21 protein-coding genes, 1 tRNA gene and 1 pseudogene are annotated in these 23,766 nt (G+C 68.3%); 11 read left to right on the forward strand and 12 right to left on the reverse strand.

Features of this window, described 5'->3' with window-relative positions:
• Nucleotides 1-31: 31 nt before the first annotated feature.
• The 5 genes and pseudogenes from A5758_RS18570 to A5758_RS18590 form a co-directional block, all read right to left on the reverse strand.
• Complete coding sequence (locus A5758_RS18570) at nucleotides 32-1,354, reverse strand: DUF58 domain-containing protein (RefSeq protein ID WP_067742948.1); 1,323 nt, start codon at nucleotides 1,352-1,354, stop codon at nucleotides 32-34.
• Nucleotides 1,354-2,331, reverse strand: coding sequence for a MoxR family ATPase (locus A5758_RS18575; RefSeq protein WP_067742951.1), 978 nt, complete (start codon nucleotides 2,329-2,331; stop codon nucleotides 1,354-1,356). Before A5758_RS18575 ends, A5758_RS18570 begins: the two co-directional genes overlap by 1 nt.
• Nucleotides 2,328-3,473 carry a DUF4350 domain-containing protein gene (locus A5758_RS18580; RefSeq protein ID WP_067208956.1) on the reverse strand — a complete coding sequence of 382 codons (1,146 nt, stop codon included), beginning with the start codon at nucleotides 3,471-3,473 and terminating at the stop codon, nucleotides 2,328-2,330. The genes A5758_RS18575 and A5758_RS18580 overlap by 4 nt, the downstream gene beginning before the upstream one ends.
• A complete protein-coding gene (locus A5758_RS18585; protein ID WP_067208899.1) occupies nucleotides 3,473-4,126 on the reverse strand; it encodes a DUF4129 domain-containing protein in 654 nt (217 codons plus the stop codon). The genes A5758_RS18580 and A5758_RS18585 overlap by 1 nt, the downstream gene beginning before the upstream one ends.
• Before the next feature lie 14 nt (nucleotides 4,127-4,140).
• A pseudogene (locus A5758_RS18590) lies at nucleotides 4,141-5,180 on the reverse strand (hypothetical protein).
• 112 nt (nucleotides 5,181-5,292) lie between these two features.
• On the opposite strand from A5758_RS18590, the gene A5758_RS18595 reads away from it, so the two are divergent.
• Nucleotides 5,293-5,757 (forward strand): GatB/YqeY domain-containing protein, encoded by a 465-nt coding sequence (locus tag A5758_RS18595; RefSeq protein WP_067206135.1) that lies wholly within the window; start codon nucleotides 5,293-5,295, stop codon nucleotides 5,755-5,757.
• Here A5758_RS18595 and A5758_RS18600 read toward each other — a convergent pair.
• The 3 genes from A5758_RS18600 to A5758_RS18610 form a co-directional block, all read right to left on the reverse strand.
• A complete protein-coding gene (locus A5758_RS18600; RefSeq protein WP_067742963.1) occupies nucleotides 5,741-7,450 on the reverse strand; it encodes a selenocysteine-specific translation elongation factor in 1,710 nt (569 codons plus the stop codon). The genes A5758_RS18595 and A5758_RS18600 overlap by 17 nt on opposite strands.
• The gene (selA, locus tag A5758_RS18605) at nucleotides 7,438-8,718 is read right to left on the reverse strand and encodes an L-seryl-tRNA(Sec) selenium transferase (RefSeq protein WP_067742965.1); all 1,281 of its coding nucleotides are present in this window, start codon (nucleotides 8,716-8,718) and stop codon (nucleotides 7,438-7,440) included. Before selA ends, A5758_RS18600 begins: the two co-directional genes overlap by 13 nt.
• An 18-nt stretch (nucleotides 8,719-8,736) precedes the next feature.
• Nucleotides 8,737-8,831 (reverse strand) — tRNA-Sec (locus A5758_RS18610).
• A 27-nt stretch (nucleotides 8,832-8,858) separates the two neighbouring features.
• Between A5758_RS18610 and selD the strand changes: the two genes are divergently transcribed.
• A complete protein-coding gene (gene selD, locus A5758_RS18615; protein ID WP_067742968.1) occupies nucleotides 8,859-9,851 on the forward strand; it encodes a selenide, water dikinase SelD in 993 nt (330 codons plus the stop codon).
• A 112-nt stretch (nucleotides 9,852-9,963) separates the two neighbouring features.
• Here selD and A5758_RS25360 read toward each other — a convergent pair whose 3' ends face one another.
• From A5758_RS25360 to A5758_RS18620, 3 genes are read right to left on the reverse strand one after another with little or no spacing between them, the layout of a single operon-like run.
• On the reverse strand, nucleotides 9,964-10,644 hold the full coding sequence (locus tag A5758_RS25360) for a RelA/SpoT domain-containing protein (protein ID WP_082939760.1): 681 nt from the start codon (nucleotides 10,642-10,644) through the stop codon (nucleotides 9,964-9,966).
• Between the two features lie 3 nt (nucleotides 10,645-10,647).
• Entirely contained in the window at nucleotides 10,648-11,646 is a 999-nt protein-coding gene (locus A5758_RS25365; RefSeq protein WP_197503975.1) for a ParA family protein, read from the reverse strand.
• Complete coding sequence (locus tag A5758_RS18620) at nucleotides 11,639-12,259, reverse strand: hypothetical protein (RefSeq protein WP_067742971.1); 621 nt, start codon at nucleotides 12,257-12,259, stop codon at nucleotides 11,639-11,641. The genes A5758_RS25365 and A5758_RS18620 overlap by 8 nt, the downstream gene beginning before the upstream one ends.
• Before the next feature lie 252 nt (nucleotides 12,260-12,511).
• On the opposite strand from A5758_RS18620, the gene fdh reads away from it, so the two are divergent.
• The 9 genes from fdh (at nucleotide 12,512) to A5758_RS25370 (ending at nucleotide 22,785) form a co-directional block, all read left to right on the forward strand.
• Nucleotides 12,512-15,835 (forward strand): formate dehydrogenase, encoded by a 3,324-nt coding sequence (gene fdh / locus A5758_RS18630; RefSeq protein WP_231987355.1) that lies wholly within the window; start codon nucleotides 12,512-12,514, stop codon nucleotides 15,833-15,835.
• Complete coding sequence (locus A5758_RS18635; RefSeq protein WP_067743081.1) at nucleotides 15,798-16,769, forward strand: 4Fe-4S dicluster domain-containing protein; 972 nt, start codon at nucleotides 15,798-15,800, stop codon at nucleotides 16,767-16,769. Before fdh ends, A5758_RS18635 begins: the two co-directional genes overlap by 38 nt.
• A gap of 7 nt (nucleotides 16,770-16,776) precedes the next feature.
• Entirely contained in the window at nucleotides 16,777-17,862 is a 1,086-nt protein-coding gene (gene nrfD / locus A5758_RS18640) for an NrfD/PsrC family molybdoenzyme membrane anchor subunit (RefSeq protein ID WP_067206156.1), read from the forward strand.
• A gap of 46 nt (nucleotides 17,863-17,908) precedes the next feature.
• Nucleotides 17,909-18,895 (forward strand): LLM class F420-dependent oxidoreductase, encoded by a 987-nt coding sequence (locus A5758_RS18645; RefSeq protein WP_067206158.1) that lies wholly within the window; start codon nucleotides 17,909-17,911, stop codon nucleotides 18,893-18,895.
• Nucleotides 18,896-19,076: 181 nt separating this feature from the next.
• Nucleotides 19,077-20,003, forward strand: coding sequence for an SRPBCC family protein (locus A5758_RS18650; RefSeq protein WP_067206161.1), 927 nt, complete (start codon nucleotides 19,077-19,079; stop codon nucleotides 20,001-20,003).
• The gene (locus tag A5758_RS18655) at nucleotides 20,000-21,172 is read left to right on the forward strand and encodes a zinc-dependent alcohol dehydrogenase (protein WP_067206165.1); all 1,173 of its coding nucleotides are present in this window, start codon (nucleotides 20,000-20,002) and stop codon (nucleotides 21,170-21,172) included. The genes A5758_RS18650 and A5758_RS18655 overlap by 4 nt, the downstream gene beginning before the upstream one ends.
• Before the next feature lie 24 nt (nucleotides 21,173-21,196).
• The gene (locus A5758_RS18660; RefSeq protein WP_067742979.1) at nucleotides 21,197-21,751 is read left to right on the forward strand and encodes a type 1 glutamine amidotransferase domain-containing protein; all 555 of its coding nucleotides are present in this window, start codon (nucleotides 21,197-21,199) and stop codon (nucleotides 21,749-21,751) included.
• A gap of 99 nt (nucleotides 21,752-21,850) precedes the next feature.
• On the forward strand, nucleotides 21,851-22,540 hold the full coding sequence (locus A5758_RS18665) for a HemK2/MTQ2 family protein methyltransferase (protein WP_067206171.1): 690 nt from the start codon (nucleotides 21,851-21,853) through the stop codon (nucleotides 22,538-22,540).
• Entirely contained in the window at nucleotides 22,537-22,785 is a 249-nt protein-coding gene (locus A5758_RS25370) for a CDGSH iron-sulfur domain-containing protein (RefSeq protein WP_082939325.1), read from the forward strand. The genes A5758_RS18665 and A5758_RS25370 overlap by 4 nt, the downstream gene beginning before the upstream one ends.
• Here the strand turns inward: A5758_RS25370 and A5758_RS18670 are convergent.
• Nucleotides 22,733-23,752 carry an iron-containing redox enzyme family protein gene (locus tag A5758_RS18670; RefSeq protein ID WP_067743084.1) on the reverse strand — a complete coding sequence of 340 codons (1,020 nt, stop codon included), beginning with the start codon at nucleotides 23,750-23,752 and terminating at the stop codon, nucleotides 22,733-22,735. The two genes, A5758_RS25370 and A5758_RS18670, sit on opposite strands and share 53 nt — an antisense overlap.
• Nucleotides 23,753-23,766 lie beyond the last annotated feature (14 nt).

Genomic DNA, 23,766 nt, shown 5'->3' on the forward strand with positions numbered 1-23,766 from the left:
ACGCCGCTGCGCAGCGTGCATCGTCGCCGGGCTACAGCCGACCGGTGGCCTTCATCGCCAGGTAGTGATCGGCCAGGGCGGGGGCCAGTTCGGTGGGCGGGGCATCGACGACCTCCACCCCGCTGCGGCGCAGGCGGGTCGCGATCGCGCGGCGGTCGTTGCGTGATCGTTCGGCAGCCGCCGCGTCGTAGACGGCGGCCGGGTCAGAACGCCCGGCCGCCAGTTGGTCCACTCGCGGGTCGGCGACCGCGGCCACCATGAGGTGGTGTTTGGCCGACAACTGGGGCAGCACCGGCAGCAAGCCCTCGTCGAGCGCGGTCGCGTTGAGGTCGGTCAGCAGCACCACCAGCGACCGCCGGCGCGCCCGCCGCGCAATGGCGGAAACCATTGCGGTCCAATCCGGTTCGAGCAGCGCGGGTTGCAGGGGCGCCATCGCCTCGACAAGTTGGGCGAGCAGTTCGGTGCGCGACGCGCCGAAGACGCCGGCCCGGCTGACCCGGTCGTGCGCGAGAAAGTCGACGTGATCGCCGGCCCGCGACGCGAGCGCCGCCAGCAGCAGCGCGGCATCCATCGACCAGTCCAGCCGGGGCCACCCCGCGGGATCGGCGGCCGTCGGATCGACACCCACCCGGCCCGCCGAGGTGCGCCCGGTGTCGAGCACGATCACCACCCGCCGGTCGCGTTCGGGGCGCCAGGTGCGGACGACGACGTCGGCGCGACGCGCGGTGGCGCGCCAGTCGATCGACCGCACGTCGTCACCGACGACATACTCGCGCAGCGAGTCGAATTCGGTTCCCTGGCCGCGGATCAGCGTGGGCAGCAGCCCGTCGATCTCGCGGAGTTTGGCCAGCCGCGCCGGCAGGTGCTTGCGGGACAGGAACGGCGGCAGCACTCGCAGCAGGCCCGGCACCGCTTGCGACCCTTGCCGTCCCGCCAGCCCCAGCGGCCCGATGGACCGGGCGGTGACCACTGCGGCGCGCTGCTCGCCCCGGCGGACCGGCCGCAGCTGGGACTGGATGTGCTGATGCTGCCCGGCGGGGATGTTCACGGGATGGATGCGCGGTCGCGCGCCGGCGCTGGGCGGCCAGGCGTCGCGAACCTGGCCGCGAAACCGCCGCCGACCGTCGTTGTGGATCAGCAGCCCGACCTCCACCTGCTGCGCGAGTCGGGCCGAGCGATCCGGGGAGCGGATGTAACGCAACCTGCTGGTGCTGGCCGCCAACCCGATGTCCACGGCCACCACGACCGCCAGCGTGACCGCCAGCACGGCGAAAGTTCTTGCCGGCCAAGGTGACACCGCAATGGGCAGGACGCACATCAGCGAGACCAGCCCGGTGCGTCCGGTCAGGACCACTAGCGGGGCACCGGAACCGAGGCCAAGATCCCGTCGAGCACACCGTCGGGTGTGGCCCCCTCGAGCTCGGCCTCGGGACGCAGCATCACCCGGTGCCGCAGCGTCGGGCGGGCCATGGCCTTCACGTCGTCGGGGGTGACGTAGTTGCGGCCGGACAGCCAGGCCCAGGAACGCGCCGTGGCCAGCAGCGCGGTGGCCCCGCGCGGCGAGACGCCCAGCTGCAACGCGGGCGAGGAGCGGGTGGCCCCGACGGTGTCGACGATGTATCCCAGGATCTCGTCGGCGACCAGCACGTTGCGCACGGCGTCGCGCCCGGCCGCCAGTTCGGCGGCCCCGGCCACCGGTTTGATCGCCGACAGGTCGCGGGGATCGAAGCCGTGCGCGTGCCGGGCGAGGATGGCGATCTCCGAATCCCGCGGCGGCAGAGTGACATTCAGCTTGAGCAGGAATCGATCCAGCTGCGCTTCGGGCAGCTGGTAAGTGCCCTCGTATTCGACGGGGTTCTGGGTCGCGGCGACGATGAACGGGTCGGGCAGCGGCCGCGCGATGCCTTCCACGCTGACCTGGCGCTCCTCCATCGCCTCGAGCAGCGCGGCCTGGGTTTTCGGCGGGGTTCGGTTGATCTCGTCGGCCAGCAGCAGGTTGGTGAACACCGGGCCGGGCCGGAACTCGAAAGCGGCGGTGCGCGCGTCGTATACCAGCGAACCGGTCACATCACCGGGCATCAGGTCGGGGGTGAACTGCACCCGCTTGAACTCCAGTTGCAGCGCGGCCGCCAGCGCGCGCACCAGCAGCGTCTTCGCCACTCCCGGAACGCCTTCCAGCAGCACGTGACCGCGGCACAGCAGCGCGATCACCAGGCCGCTGACCACCCCCTCCTGACCGACGACGGCCTTGGCGAGCTCGGTACGCAACGTCAGCAGCGCATCTCGCGCCGATTCAGCGGTGGGGGTCGAGGCGGTAGATGGTTGCGTCACGTCCGTGTGACCTGCCTTTCGATGTCGTCGAGCGCACGGGCAAGTTGTAGCAAGTCGTGGTCGGTCGCCGGGGGCGGTCCGAACAGCTGGTAGGAGACGAATGCCGGGTCGGCCCCGCTTCGCCCGGCCACCGCGGCCGCCACCGCCGGCGGCGGCGCCGCGATGCTCAGACCCAGCCGGGGCACCAGCCGCTGCAGCGTGGCGGTGCGCAGTGCCGCGGCGGCGCGGTCGCGCGCCCGGCGGGAACGGTACAGCCGGCCGCGGCCCTCCACGGTCTCCGAAGCGCGCACCACGACGGGGAGCTCCTCGGCGACCAGCGGACCGGGCCGACGGCCCCGCCACAGGGCGACCAGCAGCACAACCAGGCACAGCTGCCAGACGATCCACGTCACGTTCTGCGGGATCAGGTCGCCAACCGAGCCGGGCGGCGGTGATTCGCCCTCGACGCGGTGGGGCGCGTACCAGATCAGCCGGGGCCGAGCGCCCGCCAGGTTCATCGCCAGGGCGGCGTTACCCGCCTGCAGCAGGGCGCCGTTGGTCAGGAAGTCGGTGCTGCCCACCGCCGTGATCGTCCGCCCGCCGTCGCGGAAGCGAACCAACGCACCGTCGTAGCAACGGGTCATCGCCCGGCCGTCGGTGGCGCGGTAGGTGTCGCTGGGCCCGAATCGCACCGGACCGGCCCGAGTGGCCTCGCGCAACGTGCAATCTGGATCGGTATCGAGGGTGCCGGCCGCCGAGACGCGCAGGCCGGGCAGCATTGCCTCGCGGGTGCGCGCCGTCGGCTCCACCAGCAGCAGATCGCCGGGCGCCTTCGCCAGCCGGTCCAGCAGCGGGGTGGTCAGATATTGGCTTTGCGCCACCAGGATCAGCGCGTCGGGCCGCGCCGCCCGTTCCACGTCGGCGATGCCGTCGGCGACCACCACGTCGACGCCGCCGCCGCGCAGGAGGGCAACCAGCGCATGGGTTCCGTCGGGACCCGTCGATGCCGGATCCATGCGGGCGCCGGGCCGCGGCGCGGTCAGGTAGGCATCGACGCCGGCGATGACGGCGAGCACGACCAGGGCGAGGATGACCCAGCGCCAGGACCGCCAGCGCTGCATCGGCGTCGGGCCGGCGGCTTCGGGACGCCCGATGGTCGCCATCACCGCACCTGCGCCCACGAGTCGGAGGCGGTGGGCTGCGCCCGCCCCGCGAGCACGGCCGCCGAGCGGGACCGCAGGTGGTCGTCGAGGTCGGCGATCATCCGATACGCGCCCTGGGTTCCGGGTTGTTCGCCGTAGGTGACGTCGTTGAAAGCCGTTGCGGCTTGCGATAATTCGCCGGCCAGATGGGGCAGTGCGGCGCCGGCGTCGGAGGCCAGCTCGTTGGCGGTACGGCCGGGTGCCGGGTTCAGCACGCCGGTCTCCTCGAGCTGACGGGCGACGGCCCGCAGTCGATGACGAATCGCCGCGGCCCACTCACCCTGCGCCGCATAGTTTTCGGCGGTCGCGCGATGCTGGGCCGCGGTGAGCTGCGCGGCTTCGAACAACTGGTAGTCGCCACCCCGCCTGGTGCGCATGGTGCGCCGCGCGATGTGGACGGCGAACGCCAGCGCGATCCCGAGCATGATGAAAAGCACCGTTGCCGTGAGCCATCCACCCGGCAGCGAGGCAGTCTTCTGCAACAGACGGTAGATCGTCTCGTTGAGCCATTCGGCTATTTGCTCCTCGGCCGAGCCTTTGGAGTAGATCGGTTTGTTCAGCTCGTCCTGGGCGGCCTGGTGCGCGGCATCGCGGTCGATGTCGATGGAGGGCACTGTCTCACTCGTCCTCAGGCCGGCCGCGTCAGCCAGAGGTTATCGGTGGAGCCGGCCGCGTACGGTCCGCCGGCGGCACCGGTCTGCAGGACCAGATCGAATGCCTCGGCGCGCATCCGGCGATCGGTGTACAGCAGCGCGATGACGCCCGCGTTGAAAGGGGCTGTGATGATCTCGCCGATCGCCGCGCCCACCGACGCGACCACGGTGCTGATGAGGAAAGCCGCGGTAGACGAGGTGATCACGAAGAACTGGCTGACGATGTTGAACGGCACGGCGACCGCGCCCCCGACGACGGATGTCACCACGAGCGTCAGCAGCCGGATGCCCAGCACCCGCCAGAAGCCGCCGCGGACCAGCGCGAACGATCGGGTGATGGCGTCAAGGACGGGTAGCCGCTCCAGCACGATCAACACGGGTGCAAACAACACCGCCGTGTACAGGAACACCAGCAACGCGATCACGGCCAGCGCGAGCGGCAGGCCCAGGACGACCGCCGCCGCGGGGTTGCCGATGGCCGCCAGCACCGCGACGATCACCGCCGCCAGCCCCGCGACGACCGCCATCACCGCGCCTTCGAGCACCGCGAGACCGAGCAACGGCACCAGGCGCCCACGGATCTTGGCCCACGTCTCGCCGATGGTGATCGGCGACCCGAACACCGCCCGGCCGACGATGACGGTGAGCATCCCGGACAGCAGCATGCCGCCCAGCCAGGCGACCAGCACGCCGGCGCCCATCGACGTCAACCACGCGCCGACGACCCCGGTGGTCAGCTCCTTGGCGTGATCGGTCGTCAGCCTGCCGTAGGCCGCCAACGGTCCGAAAACGGCGGCCTTGGTGACGATCTGGATGACCACCACCACGATGGCGGTCAAGCCCAAAGCCGCCTTCGGATTGGCGCGGACGTAGCCGACCGCGCCATTGAAGATGTCGCCCAGGGTCAGCGGGCGCAGCGGGATGATGCCGGGTTTGACCGCTCCCGGAACCAGATGTGGCGGACCGTATTGCCAAGCGGGCCGTAGCCCGGATAGCCAGGCGGCGGCGCGCTCAACGTGTTCCGCGGTGTTTACGGACGGGCCCGTCGTTCGTCATGGGCTCCATCCTGTCGGTGGTCCGGGCATTTCTCAATCATGGCCAGGCGGTCGGCGCGTAGCGTCTCTGGCATGGCCGAACTCAAATCCCGGCTGCGGGCCGACCTGACCGATGCGATGAAGAGCAAGGACAAGCTGCGCACGGCGACCCTGCGCCTACTGCTCGCCGCGATCCAAACCGAGGAAGTCTCCGGCAAACAGGCCAAAGCCCTCTCCGACGACGAAGTCATCAAGGTGCTGGCGAGGGAGTCGCGCAAGCGTGCCGAGTCGGCGGAGATCTACACCCAGAACGGCCGCGGGGAGCTCGCCGCCAACGAGCACGCCGAGGCGCGGATCATCGACGAATACCTGCCGACGCCGTTCACCGAGGCCGAGGTGGCCGACGTCGCGGACACCGCCATCGCCCAGGTCGCCGAGGAGATCGGCGAGCGGCCGAGCATGAAGCAGATGGGGCTGGTGATGAAGGCGGCCACCGCGATCGCGGCGGGCAAGGCCGACGGCGCCCGGTTGTCGGCGGCGGTCAAGGAGCGGCTGTAGCGACCACCACCCGGGTGCCGTCCGGGGCCCGCCTGGTGACGCGCCGGGCGTCGAGCTGCTCCAACAACGGCACGGCGACCCGGCGGGTGGTGTAGAGCGCGCGGCGCGCGTCGCTGACGGTGAACGGCTGGGGCAGCGTCGCGAGCACGGCCGCCGCCCGGTCCAGCGCGCCGGACCCGAGCACGACGCCGTCGGCGATCCGGGTCAACCGCCCGGCGCGCACCGCGGCGGCCAGCTCCCGGGGCCCGAGCTTGAGCTCGGCCAGTTCGTCGGCCTCCGGTGCCCGAAAGGGCTCGGCGGCCAGCCACTCCTCGATGGTGCGCACCGCCTTGTCGACGCGGGCCGGCAGGGCCGCCCCCGGCGAACGGACCAACCCGTCGACCACCTGAAGTCCGGTGCCCTCCAGCAGCGTGGGCAGTAATTCAGCGGCGGGCAGGCCGGCGCGCTGCCGCAACGTCTCGAGCGGCATTCCCGCCGCGATGTCGTGGTCCTGGGCCCAGCCCCGCACCGCGGCGGTCGCGCACTCACGCCGCGCGGCCCACCAATGCGGCTCCACCACCCAGTCGCCCACCCGTAGCCCCGAAGGCGGCAGGCCCATCGCGCGCAGCTCGTCGGCCCGGGCGTAATCGGGCGGACGGACGCGGCCGGTTGCCAGCTCCGCGCCACGATCCCTGGCCGCGCCGCGGCGACGCAGCGCCGGCGGCCGGACGTCGAGCACCTCGATTCCCGCCGCGATCCGGTGCTCCCCGGGATCGCGCAGCAGCCCGATGTCCGAAACCCGCAGCGGCAGGGGCTTCGCCAGCCGCAGCCGGGCCGCCGCCTCACCCAGCTGCCGCACCTGCACGGGCACGGCCGCGGACCCGATGTGCAGTACCAGCTGGCGGTGCAGCGCGTCCGCCGAGCGCAGCGCGACGTCGATCTCCGCGGTGTCCAGCCACACGCCCGGCGTCCGAACGGTGTCGCCGCGGCCGATGTCCCGGCGGTCCACGCCGCGCAGGTTCAGCGCCACGCGCGCCACCGCACCGACCGACGACTCGTCGCGGCTCCGCGATTGCAGCCCGCGGACCGTGACGCGCCGGCCGGCGTGTTCCAGCTCGTCGCCCACCCGAATCGTGCCGGCCGCCAGGGTGCCGGTCACCACCGTTCCCGCGCCCCGGACGGTGAAGCTCCGGTCCACCCATAGCCGCACGTCGGCACCCGCGTCCGGAACCGGCAGCCGGTCGGTCAGCGCCAGCAGTTCCGCGCGCACCCGCTCGAGGTCGGTGCCGATCGCGACGGCAGCCCCGGCCAGCGAGGTTGCTGCGAACCGTCCGCGCGCCTGCTCGATCGCCGGACCGGGATCGGCGAGGTCGGCCTTGCTGATCACCAGCAGCCCTTGGCGGACACCGAGGGCGTTCAGCGCCGCGAGGTGTTCGTCGGACTGCGGCATCCAGCCCTCGGTCGCGGCGACGACGAACATGACGGCGGGGACCGGGCCCACCCCGGCGAGCATGTTGGCCACGAACCGTTCGTGGCCCGGCACGTCGACGAACGCCAGCCGGCGCCCGCCGAGCTCGGTCCACGCGAAGCCGAGGTCGATGGTCAGACCCCGGCGCCGCTCCTCGGCCAGCCGGTCCGGCCACATGCCGGTGAGCCGGTGCAGCAGGGTGGACTTGCCGTGGTCGACGTGCCCGGCGGTGGCTATGACGAACATGCGAGCACCGCCGCCGCCAGCCGCGCGTCGTCCTCGGGAGCGACCGTGCGCAGGTCGAGCAGGCACCGGCCCGCCTCGAGCCGGCCGACGACCGGCGGGCTGGCGGCGCGCAGCGCGGCGGCGTAGGACTCGGGCAGGCTCACCGCGGCGCTGGGCAGCTGGACGTCCGGCGCCCCGCCGCCGCCGACGGCCGCGATGCAATCCACCACCTCGGCGCCCGGCAGCGCGGTGGCCAGCGACTCGGCGCGCGACCGCAGCTCCGCCACGTCGGCGATCAGCGCCTCGGCCACCGGGGTTGGCGGGCCGGTCAGGGTCGCTTCCAGGGCGGCGAGGGTGAGTTTGTCCACCCGCAGCGCGCGCGCCGCCGGGTGCCGGCGCAGCCGCTCGATCAGCTCGGCGTCGCCCAGCAGCAGGCCGGCCTGGGGGCCGCCGAGCAGCTTGTCGCCGCTCGCCGTGACCAGGTCGGCGCCGTCGCGCAGGGTCGTCGTGGCGTCGGGCTCGTCGGGCAGCAGGGGGTGCGGGGAGAGCAGGCCGGAGCCGATGTCGACCACCAGGGGCACACCGAGTTTCGCCAACTCCGCCACGCCGACCGCCGAGGTGAACCCGGTGACGTGGAAGTTGGACGGATGGACCTTGAGGATGAAACCGGTCTGCGGCCCGATCGCCCCGGCGTAGTCGCGCAGGCTGGTGCGGTTGGTGGTGCCGACCTCGCGCAGCCGGGATCCGGTGGAGGCCAGCAGCTCGGGGATGCGGAACCCGTCCCCGATCTCGACGAGCTCGCCGCGGCTGAGCACGATCTCCTTGCCCGGGGCGAGTGTCAGGGCCGTCAGCAGCAGCGCGGCGGCGTTGTTGTTGACCACGTGCACGGCGCCTGCGGTGGGCACCGCCCGGGCCAGCGCGGCCAGCGCCCCCCGGCCCCGTCGGCCGCGGCGCCCCGTCGCCAGGTCCAGCTCCACGTCCGTGGTCCCCGCCGCGGCGACCACGGCGTCGACGGCGGCTCGCGACAGCGGCGCCCGGCCCAGATTGGTGTGCACCACGACGCCGGTGGCGTTGATGACCGGCCGCAGGCTCGACGCGGTGGCCGGAAGTGCGGCGACGGCGTGCTCGGCGACGCGCTCGGGTTCGATCTCCCCGGCGCGCGCCCGCTGCTGCGCGTCGGCGATCACGGCCTTCACCAGATCGCGGCCCAGCACCCGTTGGGCTTCGACCAGGCGCGGATCGGCGAGCAGCGTGTCGGTGCGCGGCACCCGCCGGCGCGGGTCGGTCATGTCAGGCTCGAAGAAGTATGGCGGAGGCGGACGGGAATCGAACCCGCCAGCGGCAGCGTCTGCCGTTCGACGGTTTTGAAGACCGCGCCGGTCACCAGACCGGACACGCCTCCTCGAACCATAGGGACAAGTATGGACGCGTGACCTATCGACTGACCCAGTACGCCCACGGCGGCGGGTGCGCCTGCAAGATCCCGCCCGGTGAGCTGGAGGATGTGGTCCGCGGGTTGGGGGCGAACGCGCCGCGCGACCCGGCCGGCGAGTTGCTGGTGGGCCTGGAGCATGGCGACGACGCCGCGGTGGTGCGCATCGAGGGTGGCGCGGCGCTGATCGCGACGACGGACTTCTTCACCCCGGTGGTCGACGACGCCTACGACTGGGGCCGCATCGCGGCCACGAACGCGCTGTCCGACGTCTACGCGATGGGCGGGCGTCCGGTGGTGGCCGTGAACCTGCTGGGCTGGCCGCGCGACGTGCTGCCGTTCGAGCTGGCGGCCGAGACGCTGCGCGGCGGGCTCGACGTTTGCGGCCTGGCCGGCTGCCACCTCGCCGGCGGCCACAGCGTCGACGACCCGGAGCCCAAATACGGGCTGGCCGTCACCGGGATCGCGGACCCGAACCGGTTGCTGCGCAACGACTCCGGCAAGCCCGGCACGCCGCTGTCGCTGACCAAGCCGCTCGGGGTCGGCGTGCTGAACAGCAGGCACAAGGCCACCGGCGAGCGCTTCGAGCAGGCGATCGAGGCGATGACCACGTTGAACGCCGACGCGGCCGCGGCGGCGCTGGCCGCCGGTATCGAATGCGCCACGGACGTAACGGGTTTCGGACTGCTCGGGCACCTGCACAAGCTGGCGCGGGCCAGCGGCGTGACGGCGATGATCGCCGCCGCGGCGGTGCCCTACCTCGACGGCGCGCGGGAGGCGCTGGCGGCCGGCTACGTCAGCGGGGGCACGCGGCGCAACCTCGACTGGGTGGCCCCGCACGTCGACTTTTCCGCGGTCAGCGCGGAGGAGGCGCTTTTGCTCGCCGACGCGCAGACCTCGGGCGGGCTGCTGATCGCCGGCGAGATCCCGGGCGCGCCCGTGATCGGGGAGCTGGTGCCGCGCGGCGAGCACACCATCGTGGTGCGCTGAGCGGGCGGGGTTTTGCCGCTACTCGACCATCGAGAACATCGACGCTCCCGTTCTTTTGCGGGTAGCGAAGCTTGACCAAATGCATCTCGCCTTCACCCCGTTACCGCGCGCATCACTTTTCTTTGGCGGCAGCGAAAATTGCATCGACAAGGCGTGTGGCGCTCGAAGTAACGCGGGCAAGGACTTTCAGCTCCTCTTGGCATGCACGAACGCTAGTCGGCACCGGATAGTTCAACGTGTGGTCAACTTCTCCCCAGACCTCTTCCATGAGCGTGCGTACCTGCACTTCACAAGTGACCGTGGTCCGTGACGCTGATCCAACAACGTAGTGAACACTCGTGTACATCGTCGGGCTTTTCTGGGCCTCGATTCCACAGGTTTCAAAGAACTCGCGAGATTCGTCATCCCAAGTTCGTGCGAAAGGACCCTCGAGAAGATCATATTTTTGCTCTTCAAAAATTGTTTTTAGCACAGGGTCGATTGCTGCTATTTGCCGAGTATGAAGATGCAAGATTCTAACGCCGGCCAGATCATTGATCTTGACGAGCAGGTTTTCCGGATCTACGTCAAAGTTCGGACCATCTTTGTCCATTTTCCGGCGAAGTTTGTCGCGAAGATGCTCTCGATCTTTCGGCCGTGACTTAAATGAATGGACCAGCGGCGCTAACTCACTAGAGTTTTCGAGCGCTGCAAGCAGTTGAGTGCGAAAAAGTTCGATGGTTCCAAACTTACTGTCGTATTCTGCGAGGATCCGCTCGATCCGCGCCTCCTTCGCTTTGTTAGTGATCGCCACGGGTCAGACTCCCCGAACGGCGCTATCTACGGCTTTTGCCAGACGAGTAAAGGCCCGTCTCGCGTCGTCTCGCTGAGCAGACGAGCCCGCTTTAACGGAGTCCAATGGCTCCCCTGAGAGCTGTGATGCAGGGACCAGGGCACCGAAATCCTTAATTTCTGCAAGAACGTGTGTTCGACGACGCGAGCTCACAAGTTCAGGATCAATATCACGAAGGAGCGCAACAACTTCGCTATTAATATCGCGGCTAATTTGCGCTAAATATTTCGTTTGTTGAGCTGTTGGAATTCCGCCATATGTTCGAAACCCCTCTGGAATGTAGCCCAGGAAGGAAGGACGGCCCGGGAGGAGTGACAATCCTTCTGGAGCAAGGCTGGTAATGGTCTCCCACTCGGTGATCCACTGTGACAAAGTTCGACCCAAAGTCTTTAGGGCTCGAAGTGAGAAAAGGTCTGCAGCCACCGGGACGATGAAATAGTCGCAATCGAGAATTATCACACGGTTCAGTGGTCCAATATTTGGGCCGGCATCATACAAGACGTAATCAATATCATGTTCGAGGCAAGCTGCCGTAACCATGTCACTGATGGCAGTTGTTCCTCGGAATCCTCTTGGTTTGCGCTGTAGGGTTTGATTCCAGAAATCGTTCAAATCTGATTCGAATTCAGACAGTCTAATGTCCCCCGGAATCAGCCAGAGGCCGTCGATGGCCAGCTCAATGCAACCAACATACGAGACGGGCCCCGTGGCGTCTGAAATGGGTTTTACTGCGGACCAGACAGTAACACCCTCTGCAGTGTCCGATTTATCCAACAGATCGTCGACAACGTCCGACTCAACTAGGTAAGAAGTTAGGTTGCACTGGGGATCGGTGTCGACTAAAAGCACTCTCCGACCAAGCCTCCCCAACGCTGCGCCGAGATTCATCGTCAACGTCGTCTTGCCGACCCCTCCTTTGTGGTTGAAGATCGAGAGCCGGGCCGCTTTAGGGCGATCAGTCACTTCTGCTTGCCTTGCGCCCACTACTCGATGCTGGAGTTCCTGGCTTCCGGGCCGGACGCCGCTTCGGTCGCGCCGTGCTCATCGCCGCTCGGGCGGCTTCGCGGTCGGGGAGAGCGGCCACGAAGCGCTCTCCCGCAGCGCTCAACTGGCGCATCCCCTTAGTTGAGGGCACCAAATACCCTTGCTTGACGGCATTGCTAGCGCTGGTTGCGGCGTTCGCGAACTTCGGTTGCGCAGCTTCCGTATTCAACTTACTGAGATCGAGCGTCTTGAAATGAGGCGTGTCTCTGTAGTGGGTGAGGTAGAACGCCAACGCGGCGACGCGCTCAACGTCAGTTCGAGGTTGTTTCTCAAACAGGAAATCCTTGGGCGATGTTGTGTCTGGCGTCGAGAAGGCCGGGAAACTGACTCGCTCGGAATCTACGTCGGAGGCTCGCTCCCTATTCGGACTGCGAATTTCATATGAACCCGATGTAGCCATGTGCTCCGACGCAGGGATCTGGAGGAATAACGCTGCAGCCTTCAAGATTCGGTCGCGGTCATCCGCATCGAACGGCTGCAAAGCTTGGATGATCGCTTGCAGAGCTAAGAATTCCTCCTCGTTGGTGGGCATGCTTCAAATCTACACCGTGCAGGGTATACTGATCTACCATCAATTCTACGGCGTGGACGAACGCTGTACTGTTCAAAATTGGCGACAACCGGACACGATGACCCGACGGCCGACGGTGAAGTGCCTACGGCTATGAGCGTGCCAAGTCATGGGGGCACCCAGGTTGAATGGTCGCGGATCGCTACCTCGGATACGACTAACGCGACCTCTGCCGCCAAGACATGCACAGCTGCGGCGCACTAGTGTAGGGGAATGCCCATGCGGAAACTCTTCTTGGAATGGCCCGTCGTGCGTCAGCTGCGTTCACCGGACAAGCTCGGCCGCGGGTCGGCCGTGACCTCGAAGCGCACCCGCGCCGTCACGCCGCGCACGACGACGGCCGACCGCGTGGTGCAGAGCATCTGCCCGTATTGCGCGGTCGGTTGCGGCCAGCGCGTCTACGTCAAGGACGAGCGGGTGGTGCAGATCGAGGGCGACCCCGACTCGCCGATCTCGCGAGGCCGCTTGTGCCCCAAGGGCGCTGCCAGCGAGCAGCTGGTGAACTCGCCGGGCCGGCAGCTGCAGGTGCTCTATCGTCCGCCGCGGGCGACCGAATGGCAGCCCCTCGAGCTGGACACCGCGATCGACATGATCGCTGACCGGTTCGTCGAATCTCGCCGCCACACCTGGCAGGACATCGACAAGAAGGGCAACCTGCTGCGCCGCACCATGGGCATCGCCGCGCTCGGCGGGGCGACGCTGGACAACGAAGAGAACTACTTCATCAAGAAGCTCTTCACCGCCGCGGGCGCCATTCAGATCGAGAACCAAGCTCGCATTTGACACTCCGCCACGGTTCCCGGTCTGGGAGCCTCCTTCGGGCGCGGCGGCGCCACCCAAACACTGCAGGACATGGCCAACGCCGATTGCATCGTCATCCAGGGCTCCAACATGGCCGAGTGCCACCCGGTCGGTTTCCAGTGGGTCGAGGAGGCCCGGGCCCGCGGCGCGCGGGTGATCCACGTCGACCCGCGCTTCACCCGCACCTCGGCGGTGTCGGACAAACACATCCCGATCCGGGCCGGTTCGGACGTGGTGTTGCTCGGCGCGCTGATCAACCACGTCCTGACCAATGATCTGTGGTTCTCCGAGTACGTCGTCGCCTACACTAACGCAGCCACCCTGATCAACGAAAAGTTCAGGGACACCGAGGATCTGAACGGTCTGTTCTCCGGCTTCGACCCCGAGACCGGGCAGTACGACACGTCGACGTGGGCCTACGACGAGGAGGGGAACGGCCAGATCGAGTCCCCGGGTGGCGGCCATACACACGGGGCGTCGGCCGCGCAGAGCGCGGCGGGCCACGAGCACGGCAGCGGCGGCCCGCCGCTCGAGCACGCCCGCGTCAAACGCGATGAGACCCTGCAGCACCCGCGCACGGTGTTCCAAATCCTCAAGCGCCACTACGCCCGCTACACGCCGGAAATGGTGACGGACGTCTGCGGCATCAGCCGCGCCGATTTCGACTACCTGGCCCGCTCAATCGTCGAGAACTCCGGGCGCGAGCGCACCACGTGCTTCGCGTACGCCGTCGGGTGGACGCAGCACACCCTGGGCGCCCAATTCATCCGCACCGCAACCATTTTGCAGCTCCTGCTGGGTAACGTCGGCCGCCCCGGCAGCGGCATCATGGCGCTGCGCGGCCACGCCACCATCCAGGGCTCCACCGACATCCCGACCCTGTTCAACCTGCTGCCCGGCTACCTGGCGATGCCCAAGGCGGGCACGCACGACACCCTGGCCGACTATCTCGACGCGGTGGGATCGAAGAAGCAGAAGGGCTTTTGGGCCAACTCCGACGCCTACGCGATCAGCCTGCTCAAGGCGTGGTGGGGGGAGGCGGCCACCGAGGACAACGACTGGGCCTACGACTACCTGCCGCGGCTGTCCGGCCCGCACGGCACGTATCAGACCGTCGTGGGCATGCTGGCCGACGAGGTTGAGGGCTACTTCCTGCTGGGCCAGAACCCCGCGGTCGGGTCGGCGCACGGCCGGATGCAACGCATGGGCATGTCCCACCTCAAGTGGCTGGTGGTGCGCGACCTCAACCTCATCGAGTCGGCCACCTGGTGGAAGGACGGGCCCGAAATCGCCTCGGGCGAACTGAAAACGGAGGACATCGAGACCGAGGTGTTCTTCTTGCCCGCTGCCACGCACGTGGAGAAGGCGGGATCGTTCACCCAGACCCAGCGCCTGGTGCAGTGGCGGCACAAGGCCGTCGAGCCGCCGGGCCAGTGCCAGAGCGAGTTGCAGTTCTTCTTCGAACTCGGCAAGCGGATCAGGCAGCGGTTGGCCGGGTCGACCGATGAGCGCGACCGGCCCCTGCTGGACCTGACGTGGGACTACCCGACCGACGAGCGCGGCGAGCCCGACGGCGAAGCCGTATTGGCCGAGATCAACGGGTATTACGCCGCCGACCGCGCTCCGCTGTCGTCGTACACCGAGTTGCGCGCCGACGGGTCGACCGCCGCCGGTTGCTGGATCTACACCGGCGTGTACGCGAACGCCACCAACCAGGCCGCGCGCCGCGTCCCGCACGGCGGTGAGTCGCCGAGCCAGCAGGAGTGGGGCTGGGCGTGGCCGGCCGACCGGAGAATTCTCTACAACCGCGCGTCGGCCGACCCGGACGGCAAGCCGTGGAGCGAACGCAAGCGCTACGTGTGGTGGGACTCGGACCAGCAACGGTGGGTCGGCTACGACGTGCCCGACTTCGTCGCCGACCGGGCGCCGGGCAGTAGGCCCGACCCGGACGTCGGCGGTCCCGACGCGCTCGCCGGCGACGACCCGTTCATCATGCAGGCCGACGGCAAGGGCTGGCTGTTCGCGCCGAAGGGGCTTCTCGACGGGCCGTTACCCACGCACTACGAACCGCAGGAGTCGCCGGTCGCCAACGCGCTGTATCCCCAGCAGCGAAACCCCGGACGAATCACCTTCCCGCGCAAGGACAATCTGAGCGCGCCGAGCGCCGGAGAGCCGGGGGCCGACGTGTACCCGTACGTGTTCACCACCTACCGGCTCACCGAGCATCACACCGCCGGTGGGATGAGCCGCTGGCTGCCCTACCTGTCGGAGCTGCAACCGGAGATGTTCTGCGAGGTGTCCCCGGAGTTGGCCGCCGAACGCGGACTCGAGCCGTACGGTTGGGCCACCATCGTCTCGCCGCGCGCGGCGATCGAAGCCCGGGTGCTGGTCACCAAACGTGTTGCCCCGCTGGTGATCAACGGCCACACCGTGCACCAGATCGGCCTGCCGTACCACTGGGGTGTGGGCAGCGACGCCGTGGTCAGCGGGGACGCGGCCAACGACCTGCTCGGCGTGACACTCGACCCCAACGTCCAGATCCAGGAGTCGAAGGCCGGCTCGTGCGACATCCGCCCGGGCCGCCGGCCACAGGGCGAGGACCTGTTGCGCCTGATCGCCGAATATCAGTCCCGCTCGGGGGCCACCACCGAGACCGGCAATGTGCGGATCAGCGACGGCGTCTGGGAAGGGGGAGCCGATGGGTCAGCTGAGCGGACCGACCGACCCGACGAGTGACGCCGGCTGGGTCGAACCCAAGCCGCGCAAGGGATTCTTCACCGACACCTCGATCTGCATCGGCTGCAAGGCCTGCGAGGTCGCGTGCAAGGAGTGGAACCGCAATCCCCGCGATGGTGACCTGGAGCTGCTGGGTTCGTCCTACGACAACACCGGCGCGCTGGGCGCCAGCACCTGGCGGCACGTGGCGTTCATCGAGCAGGGGCGCGACCGGATCGACCAGGCGCGCGAATCGGGTCGCGCCCTAACCGAATTGGGCATGCCGACGCTTCCCGGCAACGCGCCGCGCCCAGACATCACGCCGCCGGACACCCCCGAATTCCGCTGGCTGATGTCGTCGGACGTGTGTAAGCACTGCACCCACGCCGGCTGCCTGGACGTCTGCCCGACGGGCGCGTTGTTCCGCACCGAGTTCGGCACCGTCGTCGTGCAGGACGACGTCTGCAATGGGTGCGGCACCTGCGTGGCCGGGTGCCCGTTCGGCGTGGTGGAGCGTCGTAGCGACGGCACGTACGCGACGCCCACCAAAAGCCCCGATCGTCCCGCCGAGAAGTTCGTCACCGGGGTCGCCCAGAAGTGCACGCTGTGCTACGACCGCCTCGTCGAAGACCAGATCCCGGCGTGCGCGCAAACCTGCCCGACCACGTCGATCAAGTTCGGTGACCACGACGACCTGGTGGTCAACGCCCGGGAACGAGTCGCCGCGCTGCACGCCCAGGGTTTGACGGAGGCCCGCCTCTACGGCGCCAACGAACACGACGGCGTGGGCGGCACCGGCTCGATCTTCCTGCTGCTCGACGAGCCGGAGGTCTACGGCCTGCCGCCCGACCCGCGCGTGTGCACGGCGGACCTGCCCCAGATGTTCAAACGAGCGGGCATGGCCGCGGCAGGGATGTTCGCCGCCGCGGCGGTGGCGTTCTGGAAGGGTAGATGAAAAGCCCATGAGCACTTCGGAATACGACAGCCTGCGGCCGCCGGAGCCCGCGGGCGGCAAGCGCCGCAGGGGCAGGCGGGCGGGCCGCCGGGGCGGCGGCGACGGTGCGCGCGAGATGCCGATGGTCCCGGATGTCGAGTTCAGCTCGTACTACGGGCGCCCGGTGGTCAAGCCCGCGCCCTGGGGACATGAGGTTGCGGCGTACCTGTTCCTGGGTGGCGTCGCGGGCGGGTCCGGCCTGCTCGCGGCCGGGGCCCAGCTCACCGGGCGAGACACATTGCGCCGCAACGCCAGGCTGTCCGCGTTGATCGCGGTGATGCTGGGCGCGGTCGCCCTGGTCAAGGACCTGGGCCGGCCCGAGCGTTTCGTCAACATGCTGCGCACGGTCAAGCTGACCTCGCCGATGAGCATCGGCTCGTGGATCCTCAGCTTCTTCAGCGCCGGCATCGGGGTGGCCGCGGTGTCCGAGGTCGACCGGATGACCGGTGAGCGAATCCCGTTGGGGCCGTTGCGCCCCGTTCTGCGCGCCGTGGAGGGACCCGCCGGGTTGGAAGCCGCGGTCTTCGCGCCGCCACTTGCGGTCTACACGGCGGTGCTGCTCACCGATACCGCGACCCCGACGTGGAATGCCGCGTACCGAGACCTGCCGTTCGTGTTCGTCAGTTCGGCGAGCCTGGCCGCATCGGGATTGGCGATGATCACCACCCCGGTCGCCGAGGCGGGGCCCGCTCGCAGGCTGGCCGTCATCGGCGCGACCGCTGACCTGATCTCCGCCAGGTTCACCGAATATCGGATGGACCCGGTGACCAGGGAACCGCTGCACGAAGGCAGGCCCGGCCGGCTGCTGGCCTGGAGCGAACGGCTGGCCGCCGCGGGCGGTCTGGGCGCACTGCTCGGCGGACGACATCGCGGCGTCGCCGCCCTGTCCGGCCTGGCGCTGCTGACGGCGTCGGCAATGCTGCGGTTCGGCTTCTTCGAGGCGGGGCTGGAGTCGGCCCGCGATCCCCGCTACACGATCGAACCCCAGAAGCGCCGGCTTGAGGCGCGCCGGGCCGCCGGGGCCGCCGGCGACTCGATCACCACCGCGGGCTGAGCGCTGGCGCGGTTTGCGCCAGGCGGACCGGGGTAAGTATAGGAACATGACGAATTTTGGCTACACTCTGATGACCGAGCAGAGTGGACCCAATGACCTTGTACGGCAAGCTGTTTCAGCCGAAGAGCGGGGTTTCGACTTCGAGGTGTGCAGTGACCACTTCTCGCCCTGGCTGACCACGCAGGGGCATGCGCCCAATGCCTGGACCGTGCTGGGCGCGGTGGCGCACGCCACCGAACGGGTCGACCTCTACACGTACGTGACGTGCCCCACGATGCGCTATCACCCGGCGATCGTCGCTCAGCAGGCCGCGACCGTGCAGATCCTGTCCGACGGCCGGTTCACCCTGGGCCTGGGCACCGGCGAGAACCTCAACGAGCACGTGATCGGCAAGGGCTGGCCGACCGTGGAACGTCGCCAGGACATGCTGCGCGAAGCCATCAAGATCATCCGCGAGCTGTTCGGTGGCCAGCTGGTGAACTTCACCGGCGACTACTTCCAGGTGGACTCCGCGCGCCTGTGGGACGTGCCCGAGGTCCCGGTCGGCATCGCGGTGGCGATGGGCGGCACCAAGGCCGTCGACAAATTCGCCCGGCTGGCAGACCACTTCGTCGCGGTGGAGCCCGACGGGGAGCTCGTCGACGCCTGGCACGCCGCGCGTCAGGCCGCCAACCTGGCGGGCGGCGGACGCGTGGTCGGCCAGATCCCGGTGTGCTGGGACCCCGACCGCGAGACCGCGATAAAACGCGCCCACGAGCAGTTCCGCTGGTTCGCCGGCGGCTGGAAGGTCAACGCCGACCTGCCGACGCCGGCGGGTTTCGCCGGCGCGACCCAATTCGTCCGGCCCGAAGACGTCGCCGATTCCATCCCCTGCGGCCCCGACCTCGACGCGATCGTGGAGGCCGTCCGGCCCTATTGGGAGGCGGGGTTCACCGACGTGGCGTTGGTCCAGGTCGGCGGCGACTCGCAGGACCTCTTCCTGAAAGAAGCAGCCGAACCTTTGCTTGCCGCGCTGCGTAAAGCGGCAGGTTGATCTAGACGTTTGGGCAGTAGCTGCCCGGGTATCCGGCTTCAATCGTGCGCACCGGTGAGTACGGGCGATGCGGCGCGCGAACACCGGCTGGCAGCGCCGACTACCCGAAGATCCGCAAAGGGGCTGTCTTGCAGCACCTTTGCCCCGATTCGCGTTCGCCGTTAGGCAAGGAGAGTTGACGATGGGCGATCGATCCGCCACTACCTCCGCTCTGGTCAAGGCACTCAGCGGCGCCAGCTTCGGGCTGGGTTTGAGCGAGCTGATCGCCCCGGGAAAAGTTGCTGCCGTTGCGGGAGTCGACGACACCCCCCGGTCACGAAAGGTCATCCGCGCGCTGGGCGCGCGTGAATGCGGCCACGGCGCCGCGCTGCTGGGCGGCCCCGACAAGCTGGTGTGGACCCGGGTGGCCGGCGACGTCCTGGACATGGCGCTGTTGATGGCCGGGGTGGCCGCGCGCGGCCCGGGACGGCGGCGGCAGGGCACGGTGTCGGCCGTGCTGCTCACCGGCATAGCGGGCCTCGACCTCTACACGGCACTGCGCACTGTCAACGGCGGCGGCCGGCACGTGAACGGCGCCCGGCACCGCACGCTGCGCGCGGCGGTCACCGTGCGGCGCTCGCCCGAGGAGGTGTACCGGTTCTGGCGTGATCTGGAAAACCTGCCGAGCTTCATGCACCACCTGCAAGCGGTCACCCCCGGCGCCGACGGACAGTCGCACTGGGTCGCCAACGCCCCGGCCGGACAGTCGGTGCAGTGGGACGCGCAGATCACCGAGGACGACACCAACCGGCGGATCGCATGGCAGTCGCTGCCGGGCTCGGCGATCGAGAACGGCGGCAGCGTCGAATTCACGCCCACCGCCACCGGCGACGGCACCGAAGTTCGCGTCAGGATCGGCTACCACATCCCCGGCGGGCTGTTCGCGAAGGCGGCGGCAAGCCTGTTCGGCGAGTCCCCCGAACAACAAGTCAACGACGACCTCCGGCGCTTCAAGCAGATTCTTGAAACCGGCCAGGTGCTGCGTTCGGACGGGTCTCCCGAAGGGACGGCGGCGGCCCGGCAGCTGCACCAGCAGCCCGCTCAACCGAACGAAGGAGCCAGCGTATGAAAGCCACCGTCTGGGCGGGCCGCAACAGCGTCCAGGTGGAGTCCGTTCCGGACCCCAAGATCCTCAACGACCGCGACGCCATCGTGCGCATCACCTCGACGGCGATCTGCGGTTCCGATCTGCACCTCTACGACGGCTACATCCCCACCGTGAAGCACGGCGACGTGCTCGGGCACGAGTTCATGGGCGAGGTGGTCGAAGTCGGCAAGGCGGTCAACAACCTGGCCATCGGTGATCGGGTGGTGGTGCCGTTTCCGATCGCGTGCGGGGCGTGCTCCGCCTGCCGGCGTGACCTGTATTCGCTGTGCGAGAACTCCAATCCGAACGCCGGGATCGCCGAGAAATTCATGGGTCATTCCCCGGCGGGACTGTTCGGTTACTCGCACATGCTCGGCGGCTTCGCCGGTGGTCAAGCCGAATACGCGCGGGTGCCGTTCGCCGATGTGGGCCCGCTCAAGATCGAAGACGACCTGACCGACGAGCAGGTCCTGTTCCTGTCCGACATCCTCCCGACCGGTTACATGGGTGCGGAGATGTGCAACATCACCCCCGGTGACGTGGTCGCGGTGTGGGGTGCGGGCCCGGTCGGCCTGTTCGCGATCATGAGCGCGTTCCTGCTCGGGGCGTCGAAAGTCATTGCCGTCGACCGTGTTCCGTATCGACTCGAACTGGCGAAGCAGATCGGCGCCACGCCGGTCAACTTCGCCGAAACGTCGGTCCTCGAGGAGCTTCGGGACATCACCGCCGGCCGGGGGCCCGATCATTGCATCGACGCCGTCGGCATGGAAGCGCGCAGTGGGTCCGCCCCGGTGGATGCCTATGACCGCGTCAAGCAGGCGGCGCGCCTGGAAACCGAACGCCCGCATGCCATCCGGGAAGCGGCGATGAGTTGCCGCAACGGCGGCACTCTTTCGATCGTCGGGGTGTACGGCGGCCTGATGGACAAATTCCCGATCGGGGCCGTCATGAACCGATCGCTGACCATCAAGACCGGTCAGTGTCACGTGCATCGCTATATGCGCCCGCTGCTGGACCGGATTCGCAACGGCGACATCGACCCGACCATTGTCGTGAGCCACCACCTGAGCCTCGACCAGGCGCCCCACGGCTACGAGATCTTCAAGAACAAAGAGGACCGCTGCACCAAAGTCATCCTCAATCCGACGTAATCCAAAGGGTGAAGGGGAATAGCCATGGCAAATGAATTGGAAGGCAAGAAAGTCGCGATTCTAGCCGCGGACGGCGTGGAGAAGGTGGAATTCGAGCAACCTCGTGCGGCACTCGAAGAGGCCGGCGCACAGGTCGAGCTGCTTTCGCTGAAGACCGGAGAAATTCAGGCTCGCAATCACGACCTCGAACCGGCCGGAACCTTCAAAGTCGACCGTGCGGTGTCGGACGCGTCGGTAGCCGAATTCGACGGCCTGGTACTTCCGGGTGGCACCGTGAATCCGGACAAGCTGCGGATGGACGCCACCGCAGTCTCCTTCGTGCGCGACTTCGTCGGCTCCGGAAAGCCGGTCGCGGCGATCTGCCACGGCCCCTGGACGCTGCTGGAAGCCGGTGTGGCAGAGGGCCGCACGCTGACGTCTTACGCGTCCATTCGCACCGATCTGCGCAATGCCGGCGCAAACGTTGTGGACGAGGAGGTCGTCGTCGACGGCAATTTGATCACCAGTCGCTCACCGAAGGACCTGCCGGCGTTTTGCGCGACCATTGTCAAGCAATTCGCCCATGCGCCTGCGAGTTAGCCGAAAAATGCCTTTAACCACTCCGTTTGAACCCATCGGTTTGCGGGCATTACACAGGCCAAGCAGTGATCGCCGCGGCGATCTGTCGAAAGGCCAAAGTTGACCACAACATATCCAGGACCCGCTGTCTCGGCTGCTTCGAACGTGTATCAGCCCCAGGACGATTCCCGATTACTGGTGAATGAGATGCGAGAAAGCGCGCTCATTCCGGGCCGGCGCGTTCTCGACTTGTGTACGGGCAGCGGATTCGTGGCGATCGCGGCCGCCGAGATGGGTGGCGCCGACGTGACGGCCTTCGACATCTGCCCACACGCCGTGGGTTGCTCTCGCGACAACGCGGCCACCGTCGGCGTGAATGTCGATGTGCGCAAGGGCACTTGGAGCGATGCGCTCGACTGCGCGCCGTTCGACGTCGTCGTGTCCAACCCGCCGTACGTGCCGACACCGCCGAACGGTGACACGGAGCACATCGGCCCCGGCGCCGGCCCGTCGTGGGCCTGGAACGCCGGCCCTGATGGCCGGATGGTGTTGGACCCGCTGTGCGAAGCGGCGCCGAAGTTGCTGTGCGACGGGGGATCCCTGCTTCTCGTGCACTCGGCACTCGCCGGTGTCCGGCAATCGCTGGATTCCCTGAAGTGGGCCGGCATGGACGCCAAAGTCATTGCGTCGAAATGGATACCGTTCGGCCCCGTGATGACGGCGCGGGCGAGGTGGCTCGAGAGCGTCGGCCTGATACCCCGCGGACGCCGGGAAGAGGAGCTGATCGTGATCCGGGCGGACAAGCGGTGACTACCACCCGGGTCCAGGTGGTTGCCGGCGGGCCGGTGCTGGTGTCCGGCCCGGTGCGCATCGAGATGCCGAACGGGGAGGTCGTCGAGTCCGACCGGTTCATGGTGGCGATCTGCACCTGCCGGCGCAGCGAGAAGTATCCCTTATGCGACACCAGCCATCGCAGATGCCGGAACCTGGCCCGCCGGACGTCTAGTCCAGCGCCCTCCGCAACGACGACCGACCCTGCTGCCACGACGCCATAACCGCGTCAGCCAAACGATTTTCGACCGCCGCGTGCGCGCGGATCCCGAACACGATGTCGCGATCGAGGTGCGGCTCCCGCTCGACGAGATCCCCGACCACGTCTATGCGCACCACGTGCTCGTGCACGGCGTCGGCCTCGACGTGCTCGGCGTAGAACTCGACGCACGCCGAAGGTGCCTCCATCCGCTGCAGGGCCTGCACCATCCGCCGGGATCCCGGCGGGGAGGTGATCTCCGTCGAAGCGAAGTGCCCGATCGCCGCGCCACGCAACTCGCGGTGCAGCCCGAACAGCGACATCAGGTTCACCGCCGCCAAAGCTTCGGCGTGAACTGCGTCCACGTAGGCCAGATACGTCGTGTCCAGATTCGCGGCCGCCATCAGATCGGCGAAAAGCTGCTGGTGCAGCCGGGGACCCTGGCCCGCGCCATACTCGTCGAATTCGATTGCCACGAAAGCCGCTTTCGCGACACCCATCAGCCGCGGGATCGCCCACGCGTGCGGATCGCCCTCTTTGAGGTGATACACGGACCGGTGGACGAAGTACTCGCGCATCTGCTGCCACGTTCCGGTGTCGCGCAGGTAATACGACGGACCCGTGCCGTCGACCGGTTCGACCGAGATGGCGTCCATTTCGGCGGCGGCGGTCTGATCCGATGCGATGGGCCCGACGTCGCGGCGCACGCCGGCCAGGAAAACGCGTTCGAGCTCGCCGCGCAGTGCCAGCAGCGCCGGATTCCATTCCCAGCCGGGGTCGACGCCCGCGAAGCCGCGGTAGTGCAGCTCGTAGCACATGCACAGCGCCAGCTGCAGATCCAGGCCGTAGGGATCCGAATCGCGCACGGACGCGCCGATGCGGGTCAGGTGGTCATGTGACGGCGGTCCGGTCAGCGCGCGACGGACTGCGGTCGACAGCGGCCCGTGTGCCGCCGGCAGGGCGGGTTCGGTGATGATCGATGCGCGGGTCACGCCCACGACTACCC

It is taken from the genome of Mycobacterium sp. 852014-50255_SCH5639931 (genome assembly GCF_001665605.1).
GTDB lineage: Bacteria > Actinomycetota > Actinomycetes > Mycobacteriales > Mycobacteriaceae > Mycobacterium > Mycobacterium paraffinicum.

Bases quoted from the DNA above. Each gene is read 5' to 3' on its own strand.
- A5758_RS18645 (WP_067206158.1), top strand. From the start codon at position 17,909: ATGACGAATTTTGGCTACACTCTGATGACCGAGCAGAGTGGACCCAAT.
- nrfD (WP_067206156.1), top strand. From the start codon at position 16,777: ATGAGCACTTCGGAATACGACAGCCTGCGGCCGCCGGAGCCCGCGGGC.
- A5758_RS18655 (WP_067206165.1), top strand. From the start codon at position 20,000: ATGAAAGCCACCGTCTGGGCGGGCCGCAACAGCGTCCAGGTGGAGTCC.
- A5758_RS18595 (WP_067206135.1), top strand. From the start codon at position 5,293: ATGGCCGAACTCAAATCCCGGCTGCGGGCCGACCTGACCGATGCGATG.
- A5758_RS18660 (WP_067742979.1), top strand. From the start codon at position 21,197: ATGGCAAATGAATTGGAAGGCAAGAAAGTCGCGATTCTAGCCGCGGAC.
- A5758_RS18580 (WP_067208956.1), bottom strand. From the start codon at position 3,473: ATGGCGACCATCGGGCGTCCCGAAGCCGCCGGCCCGACGCCGATGCAG.
- A5758_RS18600 (WP_067742963.1), bottom strand. From the start codon at position 7,450: ATGTTCGTCATAGCCACCGCCGGGCACGTCGACCACGGCAAGTCCACC.
- selA (WP_067742965.1), bottom strand. From the start codon at position 8,718: ATGACCGACCCGCGCCGGCGGGTGCCGCGCACCGACACGCTGCTCGCC.
- A5758_RS18635 (WP_067743081.1), top strand. From the start codon at position 15,798: ATGGGTCAGCTGAGCGGACCGACCGACCCGACGAGTGACGCCGGCTGG.
- A5758_RS18620 (WP_067742971.1), bottom strand. From the start codon at position 12,259: ATGCCCACCAACGAGGAGGAATTCTTAGCTCTGCAAGCGATCATCCAA.
- A5758_RS18650 (WP_067206161.1), top strand. From the start codon at position 19,077: ATGGGCGATCGATCCGCCACTACCTCCGCTCTGGTCAAGGCACTCAGC.